Annotated in this window: 19 protein-coding genes and 1 tRNA gene; 16 read left to right on the top strand and 4 right to left on the bottom strand. The window is 71.7% G+C overall.

Features of this window, described 5'->3' with window-relative positions:
• Positions 1 to 611: 611 nt before the first annotated feature.
• The 9 genes from R8Z57_RS01910 to R8Z57_RS01870 all read left to right on the top strand — a co-directional run bounded on the left by R8Z57_RS01910 (position 612) and on the right by R8Z57_RS01870 (position 9,954).
• The gene (locus R8Z57_RS01910) at positions 612 to 1,571 is read left to right on the top strand and encodes a TadA family conjugal transfer-associated ATPase (protein WP_318352708.1); all 960 of its coding nucleotides are present in this window, start codon (positions 612 to 614) and stop codon (positions 1,569 to 1,571) included.
• Positions 1,559 to 2,665 carry a type II secretion system F family protein gene (locus tag R8Z57_RS01905; protein WP_318352062.1) on the top strand — a complete coding sequence of 369 codons (1,107 nt, stop codon included), beginning with the start codon at positions 1,559 to 1,561 and terminating at the stop codon, positions 2,663 to 2,665. Before R8Z57_RS01910 ends, R8Z57_RS01905 begins: the two co-directional genes overlap by 13 nt.
• Before the next feature lie 63 nt (positions 2,666 to 2,728).
• Positions 2,729 to 2,956: a DUF4244 domain-containing protein gene (locus tag R8Z57_RS01900; protein WP_318352061.1), complete on the top strand. Its 228-nt coding sequence runs from the start codon at positions 2,729 to 2,731 to the stop codon at positions 2,954 to 2,956.
• Positions 2,956 to 3,288 carry a TadE family type IV pilus minor pilin gene (locus R8Z57_RS01895; protein ID WP_318352060.1) on the top strand — a complete coding sequence of 111 codons (333 nt, stop codon included), beginning with the start codon at positions 2,956 to 2,958 and terminating at the stop codon, positions 3,286 to 3,288. Before R8Z57_RS01900 ends, R8Z57_RS01895 begins: the two co-directional genes overlap by 1 nt.
• 25 nt (positions 3,289 to 3,313) lie before the next feature.
• Entirely contained in the window at positions 3,314 to 3,631 is a 318-nt protein-coding gene (locus tag R8Z57_RS01890; protein ID WP_318352059.1) for an Rv3654c family TadE-like protein, read from the top strand.
• 67 nt (positions 3,632 to 3,698) lie between these two features.
• A complete protein-coding gene (topA, locus tag R8Z57_RS01885) occupies positions 3,699 to 6,413 on the top strand; it encodes a type I DNA topoisomerase (protein WP_318352058.1) in 2,715 nt (904 codons plus the stop codon).
• The gene (tmk, locus tag R8Z57_RS01880) at positions 6,410 to 7,084 is read left to right on the top strand and encodes a dTMP kinase (protein ID WP_318352057.1); all 675 of its coding nucleotides are present in this window, start codon (positions 6,410 to 6,412) and stop codon (positions 7,082 to 7,084) included. Before topA ends, tmk begins: the two co-directional genes overlap by 4 nt.
• A 90-nt stretch (positions 7,085 to 7,174) precedes the next feature.
• Positions 7,175 to 8,371, top strand: a complete 1,197-nt coding sequence (locus R8Z57_RS01875; RefSeq protein ID WP_318352056.1) for a DNA polymerase III subunit delta' — start codon at positions 7,175 to 7,177, stop codon at positions 8,369 to 8,371.
• Positions 8,372 to 8,439: 68 nt separating this feature from the next.
• The gene (locus tag R8Z57_RS01870) at positions 8,440 to 9,954 is read left to right on the top strand and encodes an alpha/beta hydrolase (protein ID WP_318352055.1); all 1,515 of its coding nucleotides are present in this window, start codon (positions 8,440 to 8,442) and stop codon (positions 9,952 to 9,954) included.
• A gap of 21 nt (positions 9,955 to 9,975) precedes the next feature.
• On the opposite strand, the gene R8Z57_RS01865 is transcribed toward R8Z57_RS01870, so the two are convergent.
• From R8Z57_RS01865 to R8Z57_RS01855, 3 genes are all read right to left on the bottom strand, one after another.
• Positions 9,976 to 10,635, bottom strand: a complete 660-nt coding sequence (locus tag R8Z57_RS01865; protein ID WP_318352054.1) for a methionine ABC transporter permease — start codon at positions 10,633 to 10,635, stop codon at positions 9,976 to 9,978.
• The gene (locus tag R8Z57_RS01860; protein ID WP_318352053.1) at positions 10,628 to 11,683 is read right to left on the bottom strand and encodes a methionine ABC transporter ATP-binding protein; all 1,056 of its coding nucleotides are present in this window, start codon (positions 11,681 to 11,683) and stop codon (positions 10,628 to 10,630) included. Before R8Z57_RS01860 ends, R8Z57_RS01865 begins: the two co-directional genes overlap by 8 nt.
• A gap of 87 nt (positions 11,684 to 11,770) precedes the next feature.
• The gene (locus R8Z57_RS01855; protein ID WP_318352052.1) at positions 11,771 to 12,676 is read right to left on the bottom strand and encodes a MetQ/NlpA family ABC transporter substrate-binding protein; all 906 of its coding nucleotides are present in this window, start codon (positions 12,674 to 12,676) and stop codon (positions 11,771 to 11,773) included.
• 256 nt (positions 12,677 to 12,932) lie between these two features.
• Here R8Z57_RS01855 and R8Z57_RS01850 point away from each other — a divergent pair.
• Both R8Z57_RS01850 and R8Z57_RS01845 read left to right on the top strand, forming a co-directional pair.
• Positions 12,933 to 13,005 (top strand) — tRNA-Thr (locus R8Z57_RS01850).
• A gap of 58 nt (positions 13,006 to 13,063) precedes the next feature.
• A complete protein-coding gene (locus R8Z57_RS01845; RefSeq protein ID WP_318352051.1) occupies positions 13,064 to 13,465 on the top strand; it encodes a hypothetical protein in 402 nt (133 codons plus the stop codon).
• Positions 13,466 to 13,472: 7 nt separating this feature from the next.
• Here the strand turns inward: R8Z57_RS01845 and R8Z57_RS01840 are convergent, their stop codons facing one another.
• Positions 13,473 to 14,438, bottom strand: coding sequence for an EamA family transporter (locus R8Z57_RS01840; RefSeq protein ID WP_318352050.1), 966 nt, complete (start codon positions 14,436 to 14,438; stop codon positions 13,473 to 13,475).
• Positions 14,439 to 14,507: 69 nt separating this feature from the next.
• Here R8Z57_RS01840 and R8Z57_RS01835 point away from each other — a divergent pair, with 69 nt between their 5' ends.
• The 5 genes from R8Z57_RS01835 to R8Z57_RS01815 are packed head-to-tail and all read left to right on the top strand — an operon-like array spanning position 14,508 to position 18,919.
• Positions 14,508 to 16,889 (top strand): MMPL family transporter, encoded by a 2,382-nt coding sequence (locus tag R8Z57_RS01835; protein ID WP_318352049.1) that lies wholly within the window; start codon positions 14,508 to 14,510, stop codon positions 16,887 to 16,889.
• On the top strand, positions 16,886 to 17,476 hold the full coding sequence (locus tag R8Z57_RS01830; protein WP_318352048.1) for an isochorismatase family protein: 591 nt from the start codon (positions 16,886 to 16,888) through the stop codon (positions 17,474 to 17,476). Before R8Z57_RS01835 ends, R8Z57_RS01830 begins: the two co-directional genes overlap by 4 nt.
• Positions 17,469 to 18,140, top strand: coding sequence for a DNA alkylation repair protein (locus R8Z57_RS01825; protein ID WP_318352047.1), 672 nt, complete (start codon positions 17,469 to 17,471; stop codon positions 18,138 to 18,140). Before R8Z57_RS01830 ends, R8Z57_RS01825 begins: the two co-directional genes overlap by 8 nt.
• A gap of 27 nt (positions 18,141 to 18,167) precedes the next feature.
• Positions 18,168 to 18,617, top strand: a complete 450-nt coding sequence (locus tag R8Z57_RS01820; protein ID WP_318352046.1) for a GNAT family N-acetyltransferase — start codon at positions 18,168 to 18,170, stop codon at positions 18,615 to 18,617.
• On the top strand, positions 18,614 to 18,919 hold the full coding sequence (locus R8Z57_RS01815; RefSeq protein ID WP_318352045.1) for a hypothetical protein: 306 nt from the start codon (positions 18,614 to 18,616) through the stop codon (positions 18,917 to 18,919). The genes R8Z57_RS01820 and R8Z57_RS01815 overlap by 4 nt, the downstream gene beginning before the upstream one ends.
• Positions 18,920 to 18,929: the final 10 nt, after the last annotated feature.

Here is an 18,929-nt window from a genome sequence, read left to right as displayed (position 1 = left end):
TTCTGGCATTGCGGCGCCCGACGTCACCCCCCGAATTCGGGCCCGCGCACGGCGGCATCCCATTCCCCCCATGGGATGCCGCCTTCTTTTTCCCCGGCTGTCGTGCGCGCTGCGCGGTGGCCCTTCCTCCACAACGGCGGTCGGCGGCGCGCTCTCCACCGATGAGCTGAGCCGGCTCACCGGTGGCGCTCCTCGCTCCTAGCGTCGGGGACATGTCCGCTCCCTTCATCGCCCGTCCGCGCTCCGAGGCGATGGCGCGCACGGTGGCGGGAGGGCGAGCGGATGCCGCGACCCGGCCGGCGACGACGGCCGGCGGTGCGCGGGAGGCCGGGGTTCTCGGGGCATCGGTGGCCGGTGTGCAGCGCCTGGCGGAAGAGCAGCGCCGCGACGCCTTGGATGCGCAGCGTCGCGACCCGGCGGATGAGCGGCGTCGCGACCCGGCGGATGAGCGGCGTCGCGACCCGGCGGAGGGCCGCGCAGCGGGGGCGGCATGGGTACCCGCGCGTCCCGGATCCACGGGGGCGGTCGCGGCCGCTCCTGGTGCTCGCGACCCACGACGTGACGAGCCGGGACAGGCTCCCGCGGCTTCGCCCGGCGTGCCGGCGGTGCCGATGGTGCGCCGGGACATGTCGGAGCGGCATCCGGTGCTCGCTCCGCTCGCGGCCTACCTCGACGACGCCCGCGTCACCGACCTCTTCATCAACGGCGCGTCGGGCCTGTTCGTCGATCGGGGGGAGGGGGCGGTGCCTGCCCGCGAGTGGCGGGCGACCGAGGACGAGGTGCGTGATCTCGCGGTGGCGCTCATCGGGCTGGGCGGGCGGCACATCGACGACGCGGCTCCGTGCGTCGACGTGCGACTCGACCACGGCATCCGCGTGCACGCCGTCCTGCCGCCGGTCGCGCCGGAGGGCACGGCGATCTCGATCCGCGTCCCCCGGCTCGAGGTCCCGACGCTCGACCACCTGCACGGCACCGGCATGTTCGGCGCGCATGAGCGCGAGCGCCTGCGCGGGGCGGTCGCCGAGCGGGAGAATCTGCTGATCACCGGTGCCGCCGGCGCGGGCAAGACGACGCTGCTCGCGGCGCTCCTCGGCGAGTCGCCGGCGCACGAGCGGATCGTGACCATCGAGGACGTCGCCGAGCTGCGGATCGCACACGCCCATCACGTCCGGCTCGAGGCGCGCCAGCCCAACCTCGAGGGGAGCGGGGGAATCGGACTCGCCCGCCTGGTCCGCGAGGCGCTGCGCATGAGACCCGACCGTCTCGTCGTGGGCGAGTGCCGCGGCGACGAGGTGCGCGAGCTGCTCGCGGCGCTCAACACGGGCCACGACGGGGGCGCGGGCACGGTGCACGCCAACAGCCTGAGCGACGTTCCGGCGCGGCTCGAGGCGCTCGGCGCCCTCGCGGGGCTCGACGACCATGCGCTCGCGCGGCAGGCGGCCAGCGCCATCGGGCTCGTCATCCACGTCGAGCGGACGACGGGCGGCGGCCGTCGTGTCGCGGGCGTCGGCCGCCCCGTCGTGGATACGACAGGGCGGCTGGCGATCGAGGAAGTGCGATGGGCGGCGTGACTGCTGCGGGGGTGTGGCCGATCGTTGCGGCCCGCCGCGCACACCGCCCTCGCCGATCGGCATCCGCGACCTCGACGACGGATGCCCCGGCCGCCGTGCTGCGGCTCGCCGTGCTGCTGCAGGCGGGAGTCTCGCCGGCGCGGGCGTGGGCGCACCTGGCCGCCACGGGCGACCCGGTCGCGGCCCGGGTCGAGGCGTCCGTCTCCCGGGGTTGGTCGTTGCCCGCCGCCATCGCGGCGATCGGCGGCGACGACTGGCGCGACGTCGCGGTGGCCTGGCGCGTGGCCTCGGTCGTCGGCGCACCGCTGGCCGAGTGCCTCCGGAGCCTGGCGAGCGCGCTCCGGGATGCGCAGGAAGCGGCAGACGACGTCCGGGTCGCGCTCGCAGAGCCGGCCGGTACCGCTCGCCTCATGGGCTGGCTGCCGCTGGTGGCCGTCGCGCTGGGTGCGGCACTCGGGTTCGACACCTTCGCGACCCTGCTCGGGCAACCGCTCGGCATCGCCTGCCTCGCAGGAGGCGCGGTGCTCATCGTCCTCGCCCGGCGGTGGACGTCGCGGCTCGTCGCCGGTGCGCGCGGCGCGCATGTGGTTCCGGGACTGGACGCCGAGCTCATCGCCATCGCACTGAGCGGGGGAGTCTCGATCGACCGGGCGCGCACCGTCGTGAGCGAGGCCCAGGAGCTCGCCGCATCCGCGCCGACCGGTCCGGCGTCTCCCGCGACGGCACCGCCGGCCGTCGCTGCGGCGATCGCCGGTGCCCGTCCCGGCCCGCATGACCCGGCGCGGCGGGGCCGGCCCGGGCCGCGTCACCGGCCCGTCGATCTGCGGCCGGCCGAGGAGCAGGCGCGCGATCCCGAAGGGGTCGACTCCGTGCTCGCCCTGTCGCGCTCGGCGGGCGTGCCGGCCGTCGAGCTGCTGCGCGCGGCCGCCGCGCACGCGCGTCATCGAGCTCGTGTCGAGGGGCGCCTCCGGGCGGCGCGGCTGTCGTCGCGGCTGCTGATCCCGCTCGGCGTCTGCACGCTGCCGGCGTTCCTCCTGCTCGGCGTGGGGCCCATGCTGCTCAGCGTCATGTCGACGATGTCGATCTCGCTGTGACGGCGTCGATCCGCCGGCATCCCAGACCGTGCCCGCATCCATCCCGACCGAACGGAGACTGTCATGTCCTCTCCCCGCACCATCCACCGCATTCCGCGCCTCACGCGCCGTCGTGCCGAGCGCCTCTTCCTTCCGAACGATCCCGACGACACCGGCGCCGCCACGGCGGAGTACGCGATCGCGACCATGGCCGCCGTCGCGTTCGCCGGGCTCCTCGTCGTCATCATGCGCAGTGACGAGGTGCGCGGCATCCTCACCGAACTCGTGCGCCGCGCACTCACGGTGGCCTGATGCGACCGCGGCGGGGCGACGACGGCGGCGCGGTCGTGGCCGAGTTCGCGGTCGCGCTTCCCGCCGTGGTGCTCGTGCTCGTCGTGGGGGTGGGGGCGCTCGCCGCGGCGGGCCGTCAGGTGAGGCTGCAGGACGCGGTCGCCGACGCCGCGCGCCTCAGCGCTCGCGGCGAGTCCGAGGCGCGGGTGCGCGGTGCCGTCGTCGACAGCGTGGCCGGGGCATCCGTCGCCATCGCGCCGCGGGGAGACCTCGTGTGCGTCACCGCATCGGCGCCCGCCCTCTTCGGCCTGAGGGTGAGCGCCGCGGGATGCGCGCTGGCGGGCGGCCTGTGAAGCCCCGACGCGCCGAGGGTCGTTGATGCCGGGCAGCACGGCGGCGATCGGGGTCGTGGCGGCCACCGCGATCCTCGCGACGTCGCTCGCGGCCCTCGGCGGCGCGGCGGTCGTCGGCCAGCGGCTCGCTGCCGCCGCTGACGCCGGCGCCCTGGCCGCCGCCGACACGGCATCAGGGGCGATCACGGGGGTTCCGTGCGAGCGTGCGGCCGAGGTCGCAGCAGAATTCGGCGCCGGGCTCGAGTCCTGTCAGCTCGACGAGCTGATCGCGACGGTGACGGTGACCATGCCGTTCGCGGGGCTCACGGCGCGCGCGTCGGCGCGGGCCGGCCCACCGCCCTGATCCGGTCTCACAGCCCTCGTACCGGGAAGTGGCGTGTATGGTTTGCGTCGAAGAAAGGACGCCCCCGTTGGCAGAAGGCAAGAAGCTCGTCATCGTCGAGTCACCGACGAAGATGAAGTCGATCCAGGGCTACCTCGGCGATGGCTACGAGGTGCTCAGCTCTGTCGGTCACATCCGAGACCTCGCAGACAAGAAGAGCATCCCGGCCGACAAGAAGGAGGCCTACGGGAAGTACTCGATCGATATCGACAACGGCTTCGATCCCTATTACGTCGAGAGCGAGCGCGGCAAGAAGACCGTCGCCGAGCTCAAGCGCGCGCTGAAGGGGGCGGACGAGCTCCTGCTCGCCACCGATGAAGACCGCGAGGGCGAAGCCATCGCGTGGCACCTGCTCCAGACGCTGAAGCCCAAGGTCCCGGTCAAGCGCATGGTGTTCCACGAGATCACCAAGGACGCCATCCAGGCCGCCGTCGGCAACACGCGCGAGCTCGACCTCGCGCTGGTCGACGCGCAGGAGACCCGCCGCATCCTCGACCGCCTCTACGGCTGGGATGTCAGCCCGGTGCTCTGGTACAAGGTGCAGCAGGGCACCTCGGCCGGCCGCGTGCAGTCGGCCGCGACGCGCCTCGTGGTCGACCGCGAGCGCGAGCGCATGGCGTTCGTGTCGGCGTCCTACTGGGACATCGAGGCGCTCGCCGCGCCCAACCGCCCGCAGGGCCTCGACGAGTCCTTCGCCACCCGCCTCGCCCGGGTGGACGGTGCGGTCCTCGCGCGCGGCACGGACTTCGACGACCGCGGTGAGCTGAAGAAGGCGGTGCTGGTCCTCGACGAGGCCCAGGTGCGCGAACTCGCGGCCGCGATCGAAGCGGCGGCCGAGGCATCCGTCACCGCCCTCGAATCCAAGCCCGGCACGCGCAGCCCCAAGCCCCCGTTCACGACCTCGACCCTCCAGCAGGAGGCCGGTCGCAAGCTCTCGATGAGCGCCAAGCACGCCATGGGCGTCGCGCAGCGGCTCTACGAGAAGGGGTACATCACTTATATGCGCACCGACTCGACGGCCCTGTCGACGCAGGCCGTGCAGGCCGCGCGCGAGCAGGCGGTCGCGATGTACGGCGACAAGTCGGTGCCGCCGAACCCCCGCAGCTACCGCAACAACAGCAAGAACGCGCAGGAGGCGCACGAGGCGATCCGTCCGTCGGGTGAGACGTTCCGAACGCCCTCCGAGGTGTCGGGGCAGCTCGACCGCGACGAGCTGCGCCTGTACGACCTCATCTGGAAGCGCACCATGGCCAGCCAGATGTCCGACGCGAAGTACGAGACCACGACCGTGACCCTCGAGGTCTCGGCGGGCGGCCGCCGCGCCGAGTTCACGGCATCCGGAACCGTCTACACCTTCAAGGGCTTCCTCGAGGCGTACGAGGAGGGCCGCGACGAGAAGCGCGGCGACAGCGACAAGTCCGACGACCAGTCGCTGCCGGCGATGGCCGTGGGCGACGTGCTGCGGCTGCGCGATGTCGAGCCGAAGGGGCACGCGACGAGCCCGAAGCCGCGCTACACCGAGGCCAGCCTCGTCAAGGCGCTGGAGGAGAAGGGCATCGGCCGCCCGTCCACGTTCGCGAGCATCATCGACGTCATCCTCAACCGGGGTTACGTCACCAAGCGCGGGCAGGCGCTCATCCCGAGCTGGCTCGCGTTCAGTGTCGTCCGCCTGCTCGAGCAGCACTTCGCCGACCTGGTCGACTACGACTTCACCGCGGCTCTCGAAGACGACCTCGACGCGATCGCGCGCGGCGAGCAGAAGCGCCAGGACTGGCTGCGCGAGTTCTACTTCGGCTCGGGCGACCACGTCGGCCTGCGGAACATCGTCGACAACCTCGGCGAGATCGACGCCCGCGCGCTGAACTCCACCCCGATCGGCGACGTCGCGACGCTCCGGTTCGGCAAGTACGGCCCGTACCTCGAGGTGGCCGACAAGGAGAAGCCGGATGCCGAGCCGCGGCGCGTCAACATCCCCGAGGATCTGGCGCCCGACGAGCTGACTCCCGCCCGCGCGCAGGAGCTCATCGACGCCCCCGTCGCCGGGGACCGCGTGCTCGGCGAGAACCCCGCCACAGGCAAGCTCGTCGTCGTGAAGGACGGCCGCTTCGGTCCGTACGTGCAGGAGACCGACCCGCCGGCCGAGGAGGTCGTGGACGAGGAGACCGGCGAGGTCGTCGCCGTCGAGCCGGAGCCCGCGCCGAAGAAGCGCGGGGCGAAGAAGGAGGCGGCGCCCAAGCCCCGCACGGCCTCGCTGTTCAAGTCGATGTCGGTCGACACGATCGACCTCGACACGGCGCTGAAGCTCCTCGATCTGCCGCGCACCGTGGGCATCGATCCCGAGACCGAAGCCCCGATCACCGCGCAGAACGGCCGCTACGGCCCGTACCTCAAGAAGGGCACCGACTCGCGCACGCTGCAGAGCGAGCAGCAGATCTTCGACATCACGCTCGAAGAGGCGCTGGCCGTCTACGCCCAGCCGAAGTACGGCGGGCGCGGGGCGAGCTCGGCGCTCAAGGAGTTCGAGGCCGACCCGACCAGCGGCAAGCCGATAAAGCTGAAGGACGGCCGCTTCGGCCCGTACGTCACCGACGGCGAGACGAACGCGACCATCCCGCGCGGCGAGGATGCGATGGAAGTCACGTTCGAGCGTGCCGTCCAGCTGCTGGCCGACAAGCGGGCGAAGGGACCGGCGAAGCGCCCGACGCGCCGCGCCACGACCCGCAAGCCCGCGGCCAAGAAGTGACGGCGGGCGGCGCATCGGATCCGGCCGCCGCGACCGAGGGGCGGCCGGCGGCACGCGGGCTGTTCGTCACGTTCGAGGGCGGTGACGGCGTCGGCAAGACGACGCAGGCGGCACTTCTCGACGAGTGGCTGACGGATGCCGGACGCACGGTGGTGCGCACGCGCGAGCCCGGTGGCACCGAGGTCGGGCTGCTGATCCGCGACATCGTGCTGCACCACCGGGGCGAGATCGCACCGCGCGCGGAGGCGCTGCTGTACGCCGCCGACCGCGCGCACCACGTCGAGACGCTGGTGCGTCCGGCGCTCGCCCGCGGCGACGTCGTGATCCAGGACCGCTACATCGACTCGTCGGTCGCCTATCAGGGGGCCGGACGCGTGCTCGGCCGCGAAGAGGTGCGCGACCTCTCGCTGTGGGCGACGGGCGGGCTCCTGCCCGACGTCACCGTGCTCCTCGACCTCGACCCGGCCGCGGCGCGGCTGCGGCTCGACGCCGACGACAAGCCCTTCGACCGGCTCGAGGCCGAGAAGGAGCACTTCCACGCCCGGGTGCGTGAGGAGTTCCTCACGCTGGCGGCCGCCGAGCCCGAGCGCTTCCTCGTGCTCGACGCCGCGCGCCCGTCGCACGAACTGGCCGCAGACGTGCGGGCGCGCATCGCAGGGCTGCTCGCCTGACCCCGGTCTCGCGAGGCGTGCCGGAGCGCGCGGCTGTGGAGCTGCTGTGCCCGGCAGGCGGCGTCGGGGGCGGCGGTTAGGCTGGGCGGGATGGATGCCGCGACCCCGCCCGCGCCCGCGCATGCGCCCGAGGCGCGCGGGGCTGTTGCCGACGGCGTGCCGTGGGGTGACGTGTGGGGGCAGGACGCCGCGGTCGCCACGCTGCGGGAGGCGGCATCCGATCCGGCGTCCATGACGCACGCCTGGCTCATCACCGGGCCGCCCGGATCGGGCCGCTCGACGCTCGCCCACGCGTTCGCCGCCGCGCTCATCGCCGAGCCGGGCGACGAGCGCACCATGCAGCAGGTGCTCGCCGGCACCCATCCCGACCTGACCGCCCTGCGCACCGAGGGCGTGATCATCTCGATCAAGGACGCACGGTCGCTCGTCGAACGCTCCTACTTCGCGCCGTCGCTCGGGCGGTACCGCGTGATCGTCATGGAAGACGCCGACCGCATGGCCGAGCGCACCTCCAACGTGCTCCTCAAGGCGCTCGAAGAGCCGCCCGAGCGCACCGTGTGGGTGCTGTGCGCGCCGAGCGACGCCGACCTGCTGCCCACGATCCGCTCGCGCGTGCGCACGCTGCGGCTGCGCGAGCCCGATGTCGCCGACGTCGCCGAGCTCATCGTGCGCCGCAGCGGCGTCGACCCGGCGATCGCCGAGCAGGCCGCCCGTCATGCGCAGCGGCACATCGGCATGGCCCAGCGACTGGCGACGGATGCCGCGGCCCGCGCCCGCCGCGATGCCACGCTGCGCGGCGTGCTCGCGGTGCGCGGGGTCGGCGACGCGGTCGAGGTCGCGGGCGCCATCGTGGCAGCCGCGACCGACGACGCGAAGGCGCTCACGGCCGAGCGCGATCAGGCCGAACGCGCCACGTTGCTGCGGACCCTCGGCATCGCCGAAGGCGCCGCGATCCCGCCCGCAGTGCGGTCGCAGCTGTCGGCCCTCGATGACGAGCAGAAGCGGCGCGCCACGCGCAGCCTCCGCGACGGCATCGACCGCGTGCTGACGGATCTCGAGTCGATGTTCCGCGACGTGCTCATGATCCAATTCGGTCGCGACGGCGACCTCATCAACCGCGAGCTCGAGAGCGATCTGCGCGCCCTCGCGACCGCGTGGGCGCCCGAGCGCACGCTGACCGTCGTCGACCGCATCGGGGTCACACGCGAGAACCTCGAACTCAACGCCGCTCCCGCGCTCGCCCTCGAGAGCATGCTCGTCACCGTGGCGAGCGGAAGGACCCCGTGAACCCGACGCCTCTTCACCGATCGTCTCGAGCCGGCCGCCCGCTGCGCCGCGCCCGAGTGGCGGCCGTGATGGCGAGCCTGGTGGCCGCCACCCTCATGCTGAGCGGTTGCCTCTCGGCCATGATCCCCGACGCCGCGCCGCGGCCGACGACGAGCAAGACGCCCGTCACGGCGGGCGTCCCGGCCGAGCTTCTGCCCTACTACGGGCAGACGCTCGACTGGTCCACCTGCTACGACCTCTTCGACTGCACGACCGTCACCGCGCCACTGGACTGGGCCGACCCCTCGAAGGGCGACATCGAGCTCTCGGTCATCCGCAGCCGCCCCGAGGGCACGGCGGAGCCGATCGGCTCGCTGCTCACGAACCCCGGCGGGCCCGGTGCGAGCGGCGTGGAGCTCATCCGCGACTCCGTGGGCTTCGCCGTGAGCGAGCCCGTACGGCAGCAGTACGACGTGATCGGCTTCGACCCCCGCGGCGTCGGCGAATCCACGGCCGTGTCGTGCTTCGACGCGTCCGACATGGACGCCTACCTCTTCGACATCCCCGAGGGCGAGCGGAGATCGGATGCCTGGACCGACGAGATCGTCGAGCGCCAGACGGAGTTCGCTGAGGCGTGTGAATCCAACAGCGACGGCATCCTGCCGTACATCACCACCGAAAACTCCGCCCGCGACATGGACCTCATGCGCGCGGTGCTCGGCGACGAACAGCTCTCGTACCTCGGGTATTCGTACGGCACCCTCCTCGGTGCGACGTACGCCGAGCTCTTCCCTGAGAAGGTCGGCCGGCTCGTGCTCGACGGCGCGGTGGACCCGTCGGTCTCGCTCTTCGAGCTGGGCACGGTGCAGGGTGTCGGGTTCGAATCGGCTCTGCGGGCCTACATGGCGGACTGCCTCACGGACGACGAGTGCCCCTTCCGCGGGAGCGTCGACGACGCCATGGCCGACCTCGCAACGCTTCTGGCGAGTGTCGAGCGCGACCCGATCCGCGCATCCGACGGCCGCCTGCTCGGCGCCGACTCCCTGATGACGGCCATCGTCTCGGCGCTGTACTCGCAGGAGAGCTGGGGCTACCTCACGCTGGCCCTCACCGACGCCTTGCAGGGGAACGCCGACGTGGCGTTCCAGCTCGCCGATTTCTACTACAACCGGCAGGACGGGCAGTACCTCGACAACTCCACCGAGGCCTTCACCGCGTACAACTGCATGGACTACCCGGTCGGCACCACCGACGAGCAGCGTGCCGAGGCGCGGGCGCGCCTCGAGGCCGAGGCGCCGACGATCGCGCCGTACTGGGGCGGTCCCGACACGTGCGAGGTGTGGCCCTACCCGGCCACCGGCGTGCGCGGGCCGATCACCGCAGACGGCGCGGCGCCCATCGTGGTCGTCGGCACGACGAACGACCCGGCCACTCCGTACTCCTGGTCGGTCTCGCTGGCCGACCAGCTCTCGTCGGGCGTGCTCGTGACCCGCGTGGGCGAGGGGCACACCGGCTACAACAAGGGCAACGCGTGCGTCGATGCGGCCGTCGAGTCGTATCTGCTCGACGGTACCGTCCCCGAGGACGGCCTGTACTGCGAGTGACAGGCCCGACGTCCGTTTGCGTCAGCGTCGCAGCACTCGCCGCGCCAGGGCGTTGCCGAGGAACTGCACCAGCTGCACGATGACGATGATGACGAGCACCGCAGCCCAGGTCACCCACGGGTTGAACTGCTTGAAGCCGTAGACGATCGCGAATTCGCCGAGTCCTCCGGCGGCGACGGCGCCCGCGATGGCGGTCATGTCGACCAGCGCCACGACGATGAACGTGTAGCCGAGGATGAGCGGGCCGAGCGCCTCGCGGGGGAGCAGGCGCAGCAGGATGCGGGAGCGGCTCGCGCCGGTCGCCCGCGCCGCTTCGATCACGCCGGGCCGCACCGTGAGCAGGTTCTGCTCGACGATGCGGCTGATGGCGAAGAGCGAGGCGATCGTGATCGCGAAGATGCCGAACTCCGGTCCGATGCCGGGGATGCCGAGCGCCCGCGCGAGCGGCTGCACGGCCGCGAGGAGGATCACGAAGGGGATCGGGCGGAAGAAGTTCACGACCACGTTCAGCGTGCTGAACAGGAACCGGTTCGGGAAGAGGCTGCCGGGGCGCGTGGCGTACAGCGCGAGACCCACGAAGAGCCCGGCGATGCCGCCGAAGACCAGGCTGAGAGAGACGACGTACAGCGTCTCGGCCGTGGCGGCCCAGAGTTCGGGGAGCAGATCGACGAGCCTATCCACGGACGTCCTCCTCGATGAGCGGCGCGAACGCCGAGGCGGCGTCGATCGCCTGCTGCACGGCATCCGCCTCTCCGGTCAGCGCCAGGGTGAGGTGGCCGAAGACCCGGCCGCCGATGTCGTTGATGCCGCCGTGCACGAGCTCGAACCGCACGCCGTGCGACGAGAGCGCCGCGAACAGGTCGGCCTGCGTCACGCCGCCGTCCCCGAGCGTGCCTCCCTCGCGGATCTGCACCGTCACGATGCGTCCCGGGTGGCGGTCGTGCAGCGTGCGCAGCTGCTCGCCCGCGGGGACGTCTTCGATGATGCTCGCCACGAAGCGGCGCGTGGCGGCCTGCGCGGGCGACGACAGCACGTCGAAGACGGACCCGCTCTCGATGATCCGTCCGTTCTCCATCACGACGACGCGATCCGCGAGTGCGCGGATGACGTCCATCTCGTGCGTGATGACGAGGATCGTGACCCCGAGCTCGCGGTTGATGCGGCGCAGCAGCGCGAGCACCTCCTGCGTCGTGTCGGGGTCGAGGGCGCTCGTCGCCTCGTCGGCGAGGAGGATGCGGGGGCTCGTCGCGAGCGCACGCGCGATGCCGACCCGCTGCTTCTGGCCGCCCGAGAGCTGCTCGGGGTAGCTCTTCGCCTTGTCGGCCAGGCCGACGAAGCGCAGCAGCTCGTCCACGCGCGCGGCGATCTCGGTGCGCGGTCGGCGGGCGACTTCGAGCGGATAGGCGATGTTGCCGGCGACCGTCCGCGAGTCGAAGAGGTTGAACTGCTGGAAGATCATGCCGATGTCGCCGCGCAGCGCGCGGAGGTCGCGCTCGCGCAGGCGGGTGACGTCGCGCCCGTCGATCTCGACGCTTCCGGCGGTGGGCGTCTCCAGCGCGTTCATCAGCCGCAGCACCGTGCTCTTGCCGGCGCCCGAGTAGCCGATGATGCCGCACACCTCACCGGCCTCGACGGTGAGAGACACATCGTCGACAGCCACGACGGGTGCGCCGCCCTTCGAGGCCGGGGGATAGGACTTGGTCACGCCGGTGAGGCGGATGAGGGTCATGTGTGCTCCTGGGCGGAACGCGCGTGTGCGGCCCGCACGCGAGAGGCGTGGACGGGCCGCACAGCGGATGCCGCGGTATGGCGGGCGTTACGAGTTGGCGCGGATGTCGTCCTCGACGTCGGTGAGCGACGCGACGAGGTCGTCGACCGGCGTCTTCACCAGCACGGCGGTGCCGCCGGAGGCCTCGACGACGCCGTCCAGCACGTCCTGCGTGTTCTGGTAGATCTCCACGAGCTTGAGGTACGTCGGGTTGTCGGCGTCCTCCGCCTTGGCCGCGAAGATGTTGATGTACGGGATCGCCGACGGGTCGGAGGGGTCGTCCTGCGCGATCGCGTCGTCGGCGGTGAGGTTCGCGTCGGTGAGGAAGTCGTTGTTCACGATGGCCGCAGCCACGTCGGGCAGCGAGGTCGCCGTGAACGACGCGTCGATGGCCTCGACCTTGACCTTCGAGTCGGGCAGCACGTCGGCCACGGTCGAGAACGCCGAACCGCCGTCCTCGAGCTCGATGAGACCGGCCGACTGCAGAACGAGAAGGCCGCGCGCCTGGTTGGACTCGTCGTTGGGCACCGCGACGGTGGAGCCCTCGGGGATGTCGTCGACCGAGTCGTACTGGGTCGAGTACAGGCCGAGCGGGTAGATCGCGGTGGAGCCGATCGGCTGGAGGTCGTCGTCGCTCTGCACGTTGTAGGTGGCGAGGTAGATCACGTGCTGGAACTGGTTGAGGTCGAGCTCGTCGGCCGAGAGCGCCGGGTTGGGCTGCGTGTACTCGGTGAAGTTCACCAGTTCGACCTCGATGCCCTCCTCGGCGGCCGCCTCGGTGAACGTCTCCCAGTACTCGTCGCCGGAGTTGACGACGCCGATGCGGACGACCTCGTTCTCGGCGGAACCGCCGGCGGAGTCGGCATCCGTTCCGCCGCTCGCGCAGCCCGCGAAGACGAGGGCGAGGGGAAGGACCAGTGCTGCGGTGGCGATGAGCTTTCGAGGCGTGGGCATGTGCGTACTCCTGTGGATCGAGGTCCGCTCCTGGCGGATGACCGCGCACGATCCGGGAGGACCGCGCACGCTTCGTCGCGGACCGGATTCGAACCTACGTGCCGGGTCGGAGGCGTCCGAATCGATCCGTAACACGTCGACACCGAGTCGATGGTGAACCGGTATCGAGTCCCGGACGGTGCGCATCGGGACGTGGTTCGCGAGCACGCGTCCGACCCTGTAAGATCGTTGCTTGTGCATCGCGCGAGCGAAGCGCGCCACCTTAGCTCAGTCGGCAGAGCGATTCACTCGTAATGAATAGGTCAAGGGTTCGATTCCCTTAGGTGGCTCAGAACCGGAACGGCCGCGGAAGGCGGCCGTTTTCCGTATCCGAAGGACGGTGGTGCGGTGTCCCAGGCGATCGACGCCCTCGCCGAGATCTTCTCGTGGGTCGGTTTCGGCATCGGCGCCCTGCTGGCCGGCGTCGCCCTGATCATGTACCTCTTCGACGGCACCTGGGTGCCCACGCGCGCGGTCATCGAGCACTCTCCGGACGGCGACGGCCGGCTGGCGCGCTGGTTCGACGATGCCGGAGGCGTGGGCGAAGCGCGCCTGACGCACGAGCAGGAGCACCGGATCGGCGACGCCGACATGGCGGACGTGTTCGTGCGGCGCGGCTCTCGAAACCGCCTGCGGCTGACGCAGCGCTCGCCCGCCGTGCGCGCGGTCGCGCTGCTGGCCGTCGGCATGCTGACGCTCGGCCTCGTCGCCCTGCTCACGTCGCTCGTGATGCTGTTCGTCCGCGGCTGAGGTGCGCTCAGGCCGCGGCGAGCATGCCGCCGGCGATGAGGGCGAGCAGCAGCCCGATCCACTGCACCGGGGCGATCCGCTCGCGCAGCAGGAAGGCGGCGAGGAGGATGGTGCCCGCCGGGTAGAGCGCCGTCAGCGCCGAGACCACGGCGAGGTCGCCCGAGCGCAGCGCCAGGAGCAGAAGGGCGTTGGCGGTCGCGTCCACCACCCCGCAGGCGATCGCGAGCACCCACGCCCGTCGCCAGGTGACGGTGACGCCGCCGTCCGGCGCCGGATGCCGGGAGGCATGCTCGAGATCCGCGTGCCCGCTGGGCGTCGCGCCGAGCTGCGCGCCGCCGGCCTCGAAGACCGTGCGCGTGCGCCGGCCGCGCGTCCACGCGATCACGACGAGCACGCCGAGGATGCCGGCGGTGAGCGCCGTGCTCGTCGCGCGGCTGATGACGAGGGGCACCAGCCCGCTGGCGGCGGAGGTCTGGTCGAGCACGATGAGGAACGCGCCGATCGCCAGTCCCGCCCCGATGGCCATCGCGAGTCCGCGGGCGCTCGGGCGCGCGACCTTCTCGCCGGGCAGGAATCCCACCAGCACGACGGCGACGAGGGCCACGGCGAGGCCGGCGTAGCCCACGGGCGCGAGCGCGTCGCCTTCCACCACGAGCCCCCACGTCATGGGTGCGACCGCCGACACGACCGCCGTCAGCGGGGAGAGGATGCTCATCGGGCCGATCGCCAGGCAGGCGTAGAGGAGCGCAACGGCCACGACGCCGACCGCGCCGGCGGCGACGCCCCACGCGACGTCGGCTGCGGTCCACCGTGCGCCCACGAGTGTCTGCGCCAGCGCGAGCGCCAGGAAGCCCGAAAGAGCGGAAGCGGCCGTGACGACGATCGAGCGCAGCCGGCGGGCCGCCAACCCGCCCAGGAAGTCGGCGGAGCCGTAGATGAGGGCGCCGATCAGTGCCAGGGCCGCGGGGAGCATCGTCCTGAGCTTAGGAGCGGATCCGGATCAGAGTCGCGCAGAAGGGAGATAGCTAGATAAGCTAGCGATATGACCTCGCCCTCACACGCGCGTCGCAGCCCCTCCCGCTGGCTGCGGATCGGCATCCCGTCGCTCCTCGTGCTCCTCTGGCTGGCCGCCGGGACCATCGGCGGACCGTACTTCGGCAAGGTCGACGAGGTGTCGACGAACGACCGGTCGTCGTTCCTGCCCGAGAGCGCGGACGCGACGCAGGTGAACGAGCGGCTGGCCGACTTCCTCGGCGAGGACAGCATCCCCGCGGTCGTGGTCGTCACCGGCGAGGGCGAGCTGACGGAAGACGACATCGCCGACGTGCAGGCCCTCGTCGACGACATCGCCGAGGTCGAGGGCGTGCAGGACGAGGTCTCGCCGCCGATCCCGTCGGACGACGGCGAAGCGGTGCAGGTCTTCGTCCCCATCGATTCCGCCGGCGAGATCGGCGAGATCGTGGGAGAGATCCGCGCGCTCGTGGCCGAAGACCTTCCGGAAGGCCTCGAGGGCTGGGTCACCGGGCCGGCCGGGTTCACCGCCGATCTCGTCGAGGGGTTCCTCGGCATCGACGGGCTGCTCCTCGGCGTCGCGCTGATCGCCGTGTTCATCATCCTGGTGATCGTCTACCGGTCTCCGCTCCTGCCCGTCCTCGTGCTCACCACGTCGGTCTTCGCGCTGTGCGCGGCGCTGCTCACCGTGTGGTGGCTGGCCTACGCCGGCATCGTGGTGCTGAACGGGCAGGTCCAGGGCATCCTCTTCATCCTGGTCATCGGGGCGGCCACCGACTACGCGCTGCTGTACGTCGCGCGCTTCCGCGAGGCGATCGCGACAGGAGCGCGGCGGTGGGATGCGACCCTCTCGGCCTGGCGCGGCGCGTTCGAGCCGATCCTCGCATCGGGCGGGACGGTCATCGCGGGCCTGCTGTGCCTGCTGCTCTCCGACCTCGCCACCAACCGCGCGCTCGGACCCATCGCATCGATCGGCATCGTCTTCTCGATGCTCGCCGCACTCACGTTCCTCCCCGCCCTGCTGGCGCTGTGCGGACGCGCGGCCTTCTGGCCGTTCATCCCGAAGCAGCCGCTCGCGATGATCCCCGACGATCTCACCCAGCCGGTGAAGGGCCTGTGGCCGCGTCAGGCGCGGTTCGTCGCGCGGCACGCGCGCGTGGTGTGGGTCGCGTGCACGGTGGTGCTGCTCGCCGGGGCGTTCGGGATCACCCAGCTCAAGGCGGACGGCGTGCCGACGAGCGATCTCGTGCTCGGGGCATCCGAGGCCCGCGACGGTCAGGCGGTGCTCGCCGAGCACTTCCCGGCGGGCTCGGGCTCGCCGGTGTACGTCATCGTGCCCGAGGAGGAGCTCGCCGGAGCGGTCGAGGTGCTGGAGGCGTCGGACGGCGTCGACTCGGTCGCGGTGGCGTCGGAGGACTCGCCGACCGGTCAGGCCGCCGTCGAGGTCCAGGACGGCGAGCCCGTGTTCGCCGCGGCAGGCCCACCGGGAACGCCCGCACCCGAGCCGACCGTCTCGGACGGCGACGTGCTCGTGATCGGGACGCTGACGGATGCCGCGGACTCGGTCGCCGCGGAGGACACCGTGCGAGAGCTGCGCACCGACCTCGACGAGGCGCTCGGCGCCGGCACCGCTGTGGTCGGCGGCGAGACGGCGACCGACATCGACACGAACGACACCTCGACGCGCGACCGCACCGTGATCATCCCCGTGGTGCTGGCGGTGATCCTCGTCATCCTCATGCTGCTCCTGCGGTCGATCCTCGCGCCCGTGCTGCTCATCGCGACGGTGATCCTGTCGTTCGCGACCGCACTCGGCGTCAGCGCGCTCGTGTTCAACGAGTTCTTCGGGTTCCCGGGCGCCGATCCGGCGGTCCCGCTGTACGGGTTCGTGTTCCTCGTGGCCCTCGGCGTGGACTACAACATCTTCTTGATGTCGCGCGTGCGAGAGGAATCGCTGGTCCACGGCACGCGCCGGGGCATTCTGCGCGGGCTCGTGGCGACGGGCGGGGTCATCACCTCGGCGGGGCTCGTGCTCGCCGCGACCTTCGCGGCGCTGGGCGTCATCCCGATCCTCTTCCTCGCGCAGATCGCATTCATCGTCGCGTTCGGCGTGCTGCTCGACACCTTCGTCGTGCGCTCGCTCCTCGTCCCCGCGCTCTCGTACGACATCGGCCCGGCGATCTGGTGGCCGTCGAAGCTGTGGCGGAAGGACGCAAGGGACGCGGGCGCCGACTCCTCCTCCCTCCCGCCGACGGGCTCCGACGCCCCGCAGGAACGGAACCATGCGCTTCCGGCCGGAGGAGCAGCGGCACACGACGAGGCGCCCCTCCCCGCGGAGACGGACCCCGAGCTCGTCGCGGACGACGGCCACCCGCTCACCCGGGAGGAGTATCGGCGTACGCTCGAACCATGAGCAAGGCGCTGTTCATCGTCGACGTCCAGAACGACTTCACCGAGGGCGGGGCGCTGGGGGTGCAGGGCGGGGATGCCGTCGCCCGGCGCATCTCGGAGTACCTGGTTACGCACGCCGAGGAGTACGCGGTCATCGTCGCCTCGCGCGACTGGCATCACGCCGAGGGCGACAACGGCGGCCACTTCCACCCCGAGCCGGACTTCGTCGACACGTGGCCCGTGCACTGCGTGAGCGGCACCGAGGGTGCCGAGTACGACCCCGGTCTCGACACCTCGGCCGTGACGCACCACGTCAAGAAGGGGCAGGGGAAGCCCGCGTACTCCCTCTTCGAGGGCACGACGGACGAGGGCGTCACCGTCGCGCACCTGCTCGAAGAGCACGGCGTCGTCGACGTCGACATCGCCGGCATCGCCACCGACTACTGCGTGCGCGCCTCGGGCCTCGACGCCATCGAGCACGGCCGGCACGTCCGCGTCCTCACCGATCTCGTCGCAGGGGTTGCTCCGCATTCGAGCGACGCCGCGCTCGCCGAGCTCGCTCACGCAGGCGCAGAACTGCGCCCGTCGGGCATCTCGGACGGTGTCTGAGCCGGGCGCCGGGCTGCCCACGGCGGCGGGCGTCCGCGCGGCGCTGGAGGGCGCGGCATCCGCTGACGAACGCGCCAGGATCCAGCGGCGCATGACCGACGAGCGCACCGAGGTGATCGGCGTGCGCATGGGCACGGTCTTCGACATCGCCAAGGCGAACGAACGGATGCCGCTCGGCGAGGTGGATCGGCTGCTCGACTCGGATGCCTACGAGATGCGGATGGTCGCCGTGTCGATCCTCGACTTCCAGGCGCGCACGAAGGGCGTCGATCGCGCGGCGCTGTACGAGTTCTGGATGCGCCGACTCGACCGCATCGACACGTGGGATTACATCGACCGGTCGGCGCCCCGCGTGGTGGGGCTGTATCTCCTCGACCGGCCGCGTGACGTGCTGTTCGACCTCGCGCGCTCCGATGACCGCTGGCATCGGCGTACCGCGATCACCGCGGCCTTCTCGATCATCCGAGCCGGCGACCTGGACGACCCGCTCGCCCTGTGCGAGCTCCTCGCCGCTGACCCGGAGCATCTGGTGCAGACCAACGTCGGTGTCGCGCTGCGGGAGATCGGCCGGGTCGACGCGACCCGCCTGGAGGAATTCCTCGCCCGGCGCGGAGGCGATCTCAGCGCTCCGGCACGCCGCACCGCCCGCACCGCCCTCGCGTAGGCTCCCGACCCGCTAGCCTCGGGTGTCGTGACCGAGATCCGCCCCCTCGCCCCTGCCGACCGCGACGCCTGGCTCCCGCTGTGGCACGGCTACCTCGAGTTCTACGAGTCGGAGCTCTCGGACGAGCAGACCGCGCTCACGTGGAACCGGCTGCTCGACCCGCAGTTCCCGATCCACGGGGCGCTCGCGACCGACGACGCCGGCCGCGCGATCGGCTTCGTCCACTGGCTCACTCACGCCGCCACCTGGTCGGCGGCGCCGTATGTCTACCTCGAGGACCTCTTCGTCGCGCCCGACACGCGCGGTTCCGGCGCCGGGCGCGCGTTGATCGCGCACGTGACCGAGTGGGCGCGCGAGCGCGACGCCGCGAAGGTGTACTGGCTCACGCAGGAGACCAACACGACCGCCCGCACGCTCTACGACCGCGTGGCGACCTCCACCGGGTTCGTCCACTACGAGATCGGGCTGGACCGATGACGAACGGCTCGGCCCGGGTGGAGCGGAGCCTCGGCGACCTCGTGGCCACACTGCTGCTCATCGGGTTCTCGGTCGGCGCGGCTGTGGTGCTCTTCTTCGTCTCGCTCATGTGGGCGATCGGCAATCACGACAACACCGTCGCCATCGTGCTGGGCGGCTACCTGCCTCTCGCCCTCGCGGTCATCGGGGCGGTCGCGGGCATCGTCGCGCTGTCTCGCAAGCGCCGCGCCCTCTGGTACCCGCTGATCGCCCTCGTGCTGAGCATCGCGCTCTGGCTCGTCGCGGCGTCGATCGCACGCTGAGCAGGAGCGG

Source organism: Microbacterium sp. M3, from assembly GCF_033548675.1.
Lineage (GTDB): Bacteria > Actinomycetota > Actinomycetes > Actinomycetales > Microbacteriaceae > Microbacterium > Microbacterium arthrosphaerae.
The sequence above is the reverse complement of the archived record's forward strand: the minus strand, read 5'-3'. Positions and strand labels throughout refer to the sequence as shown.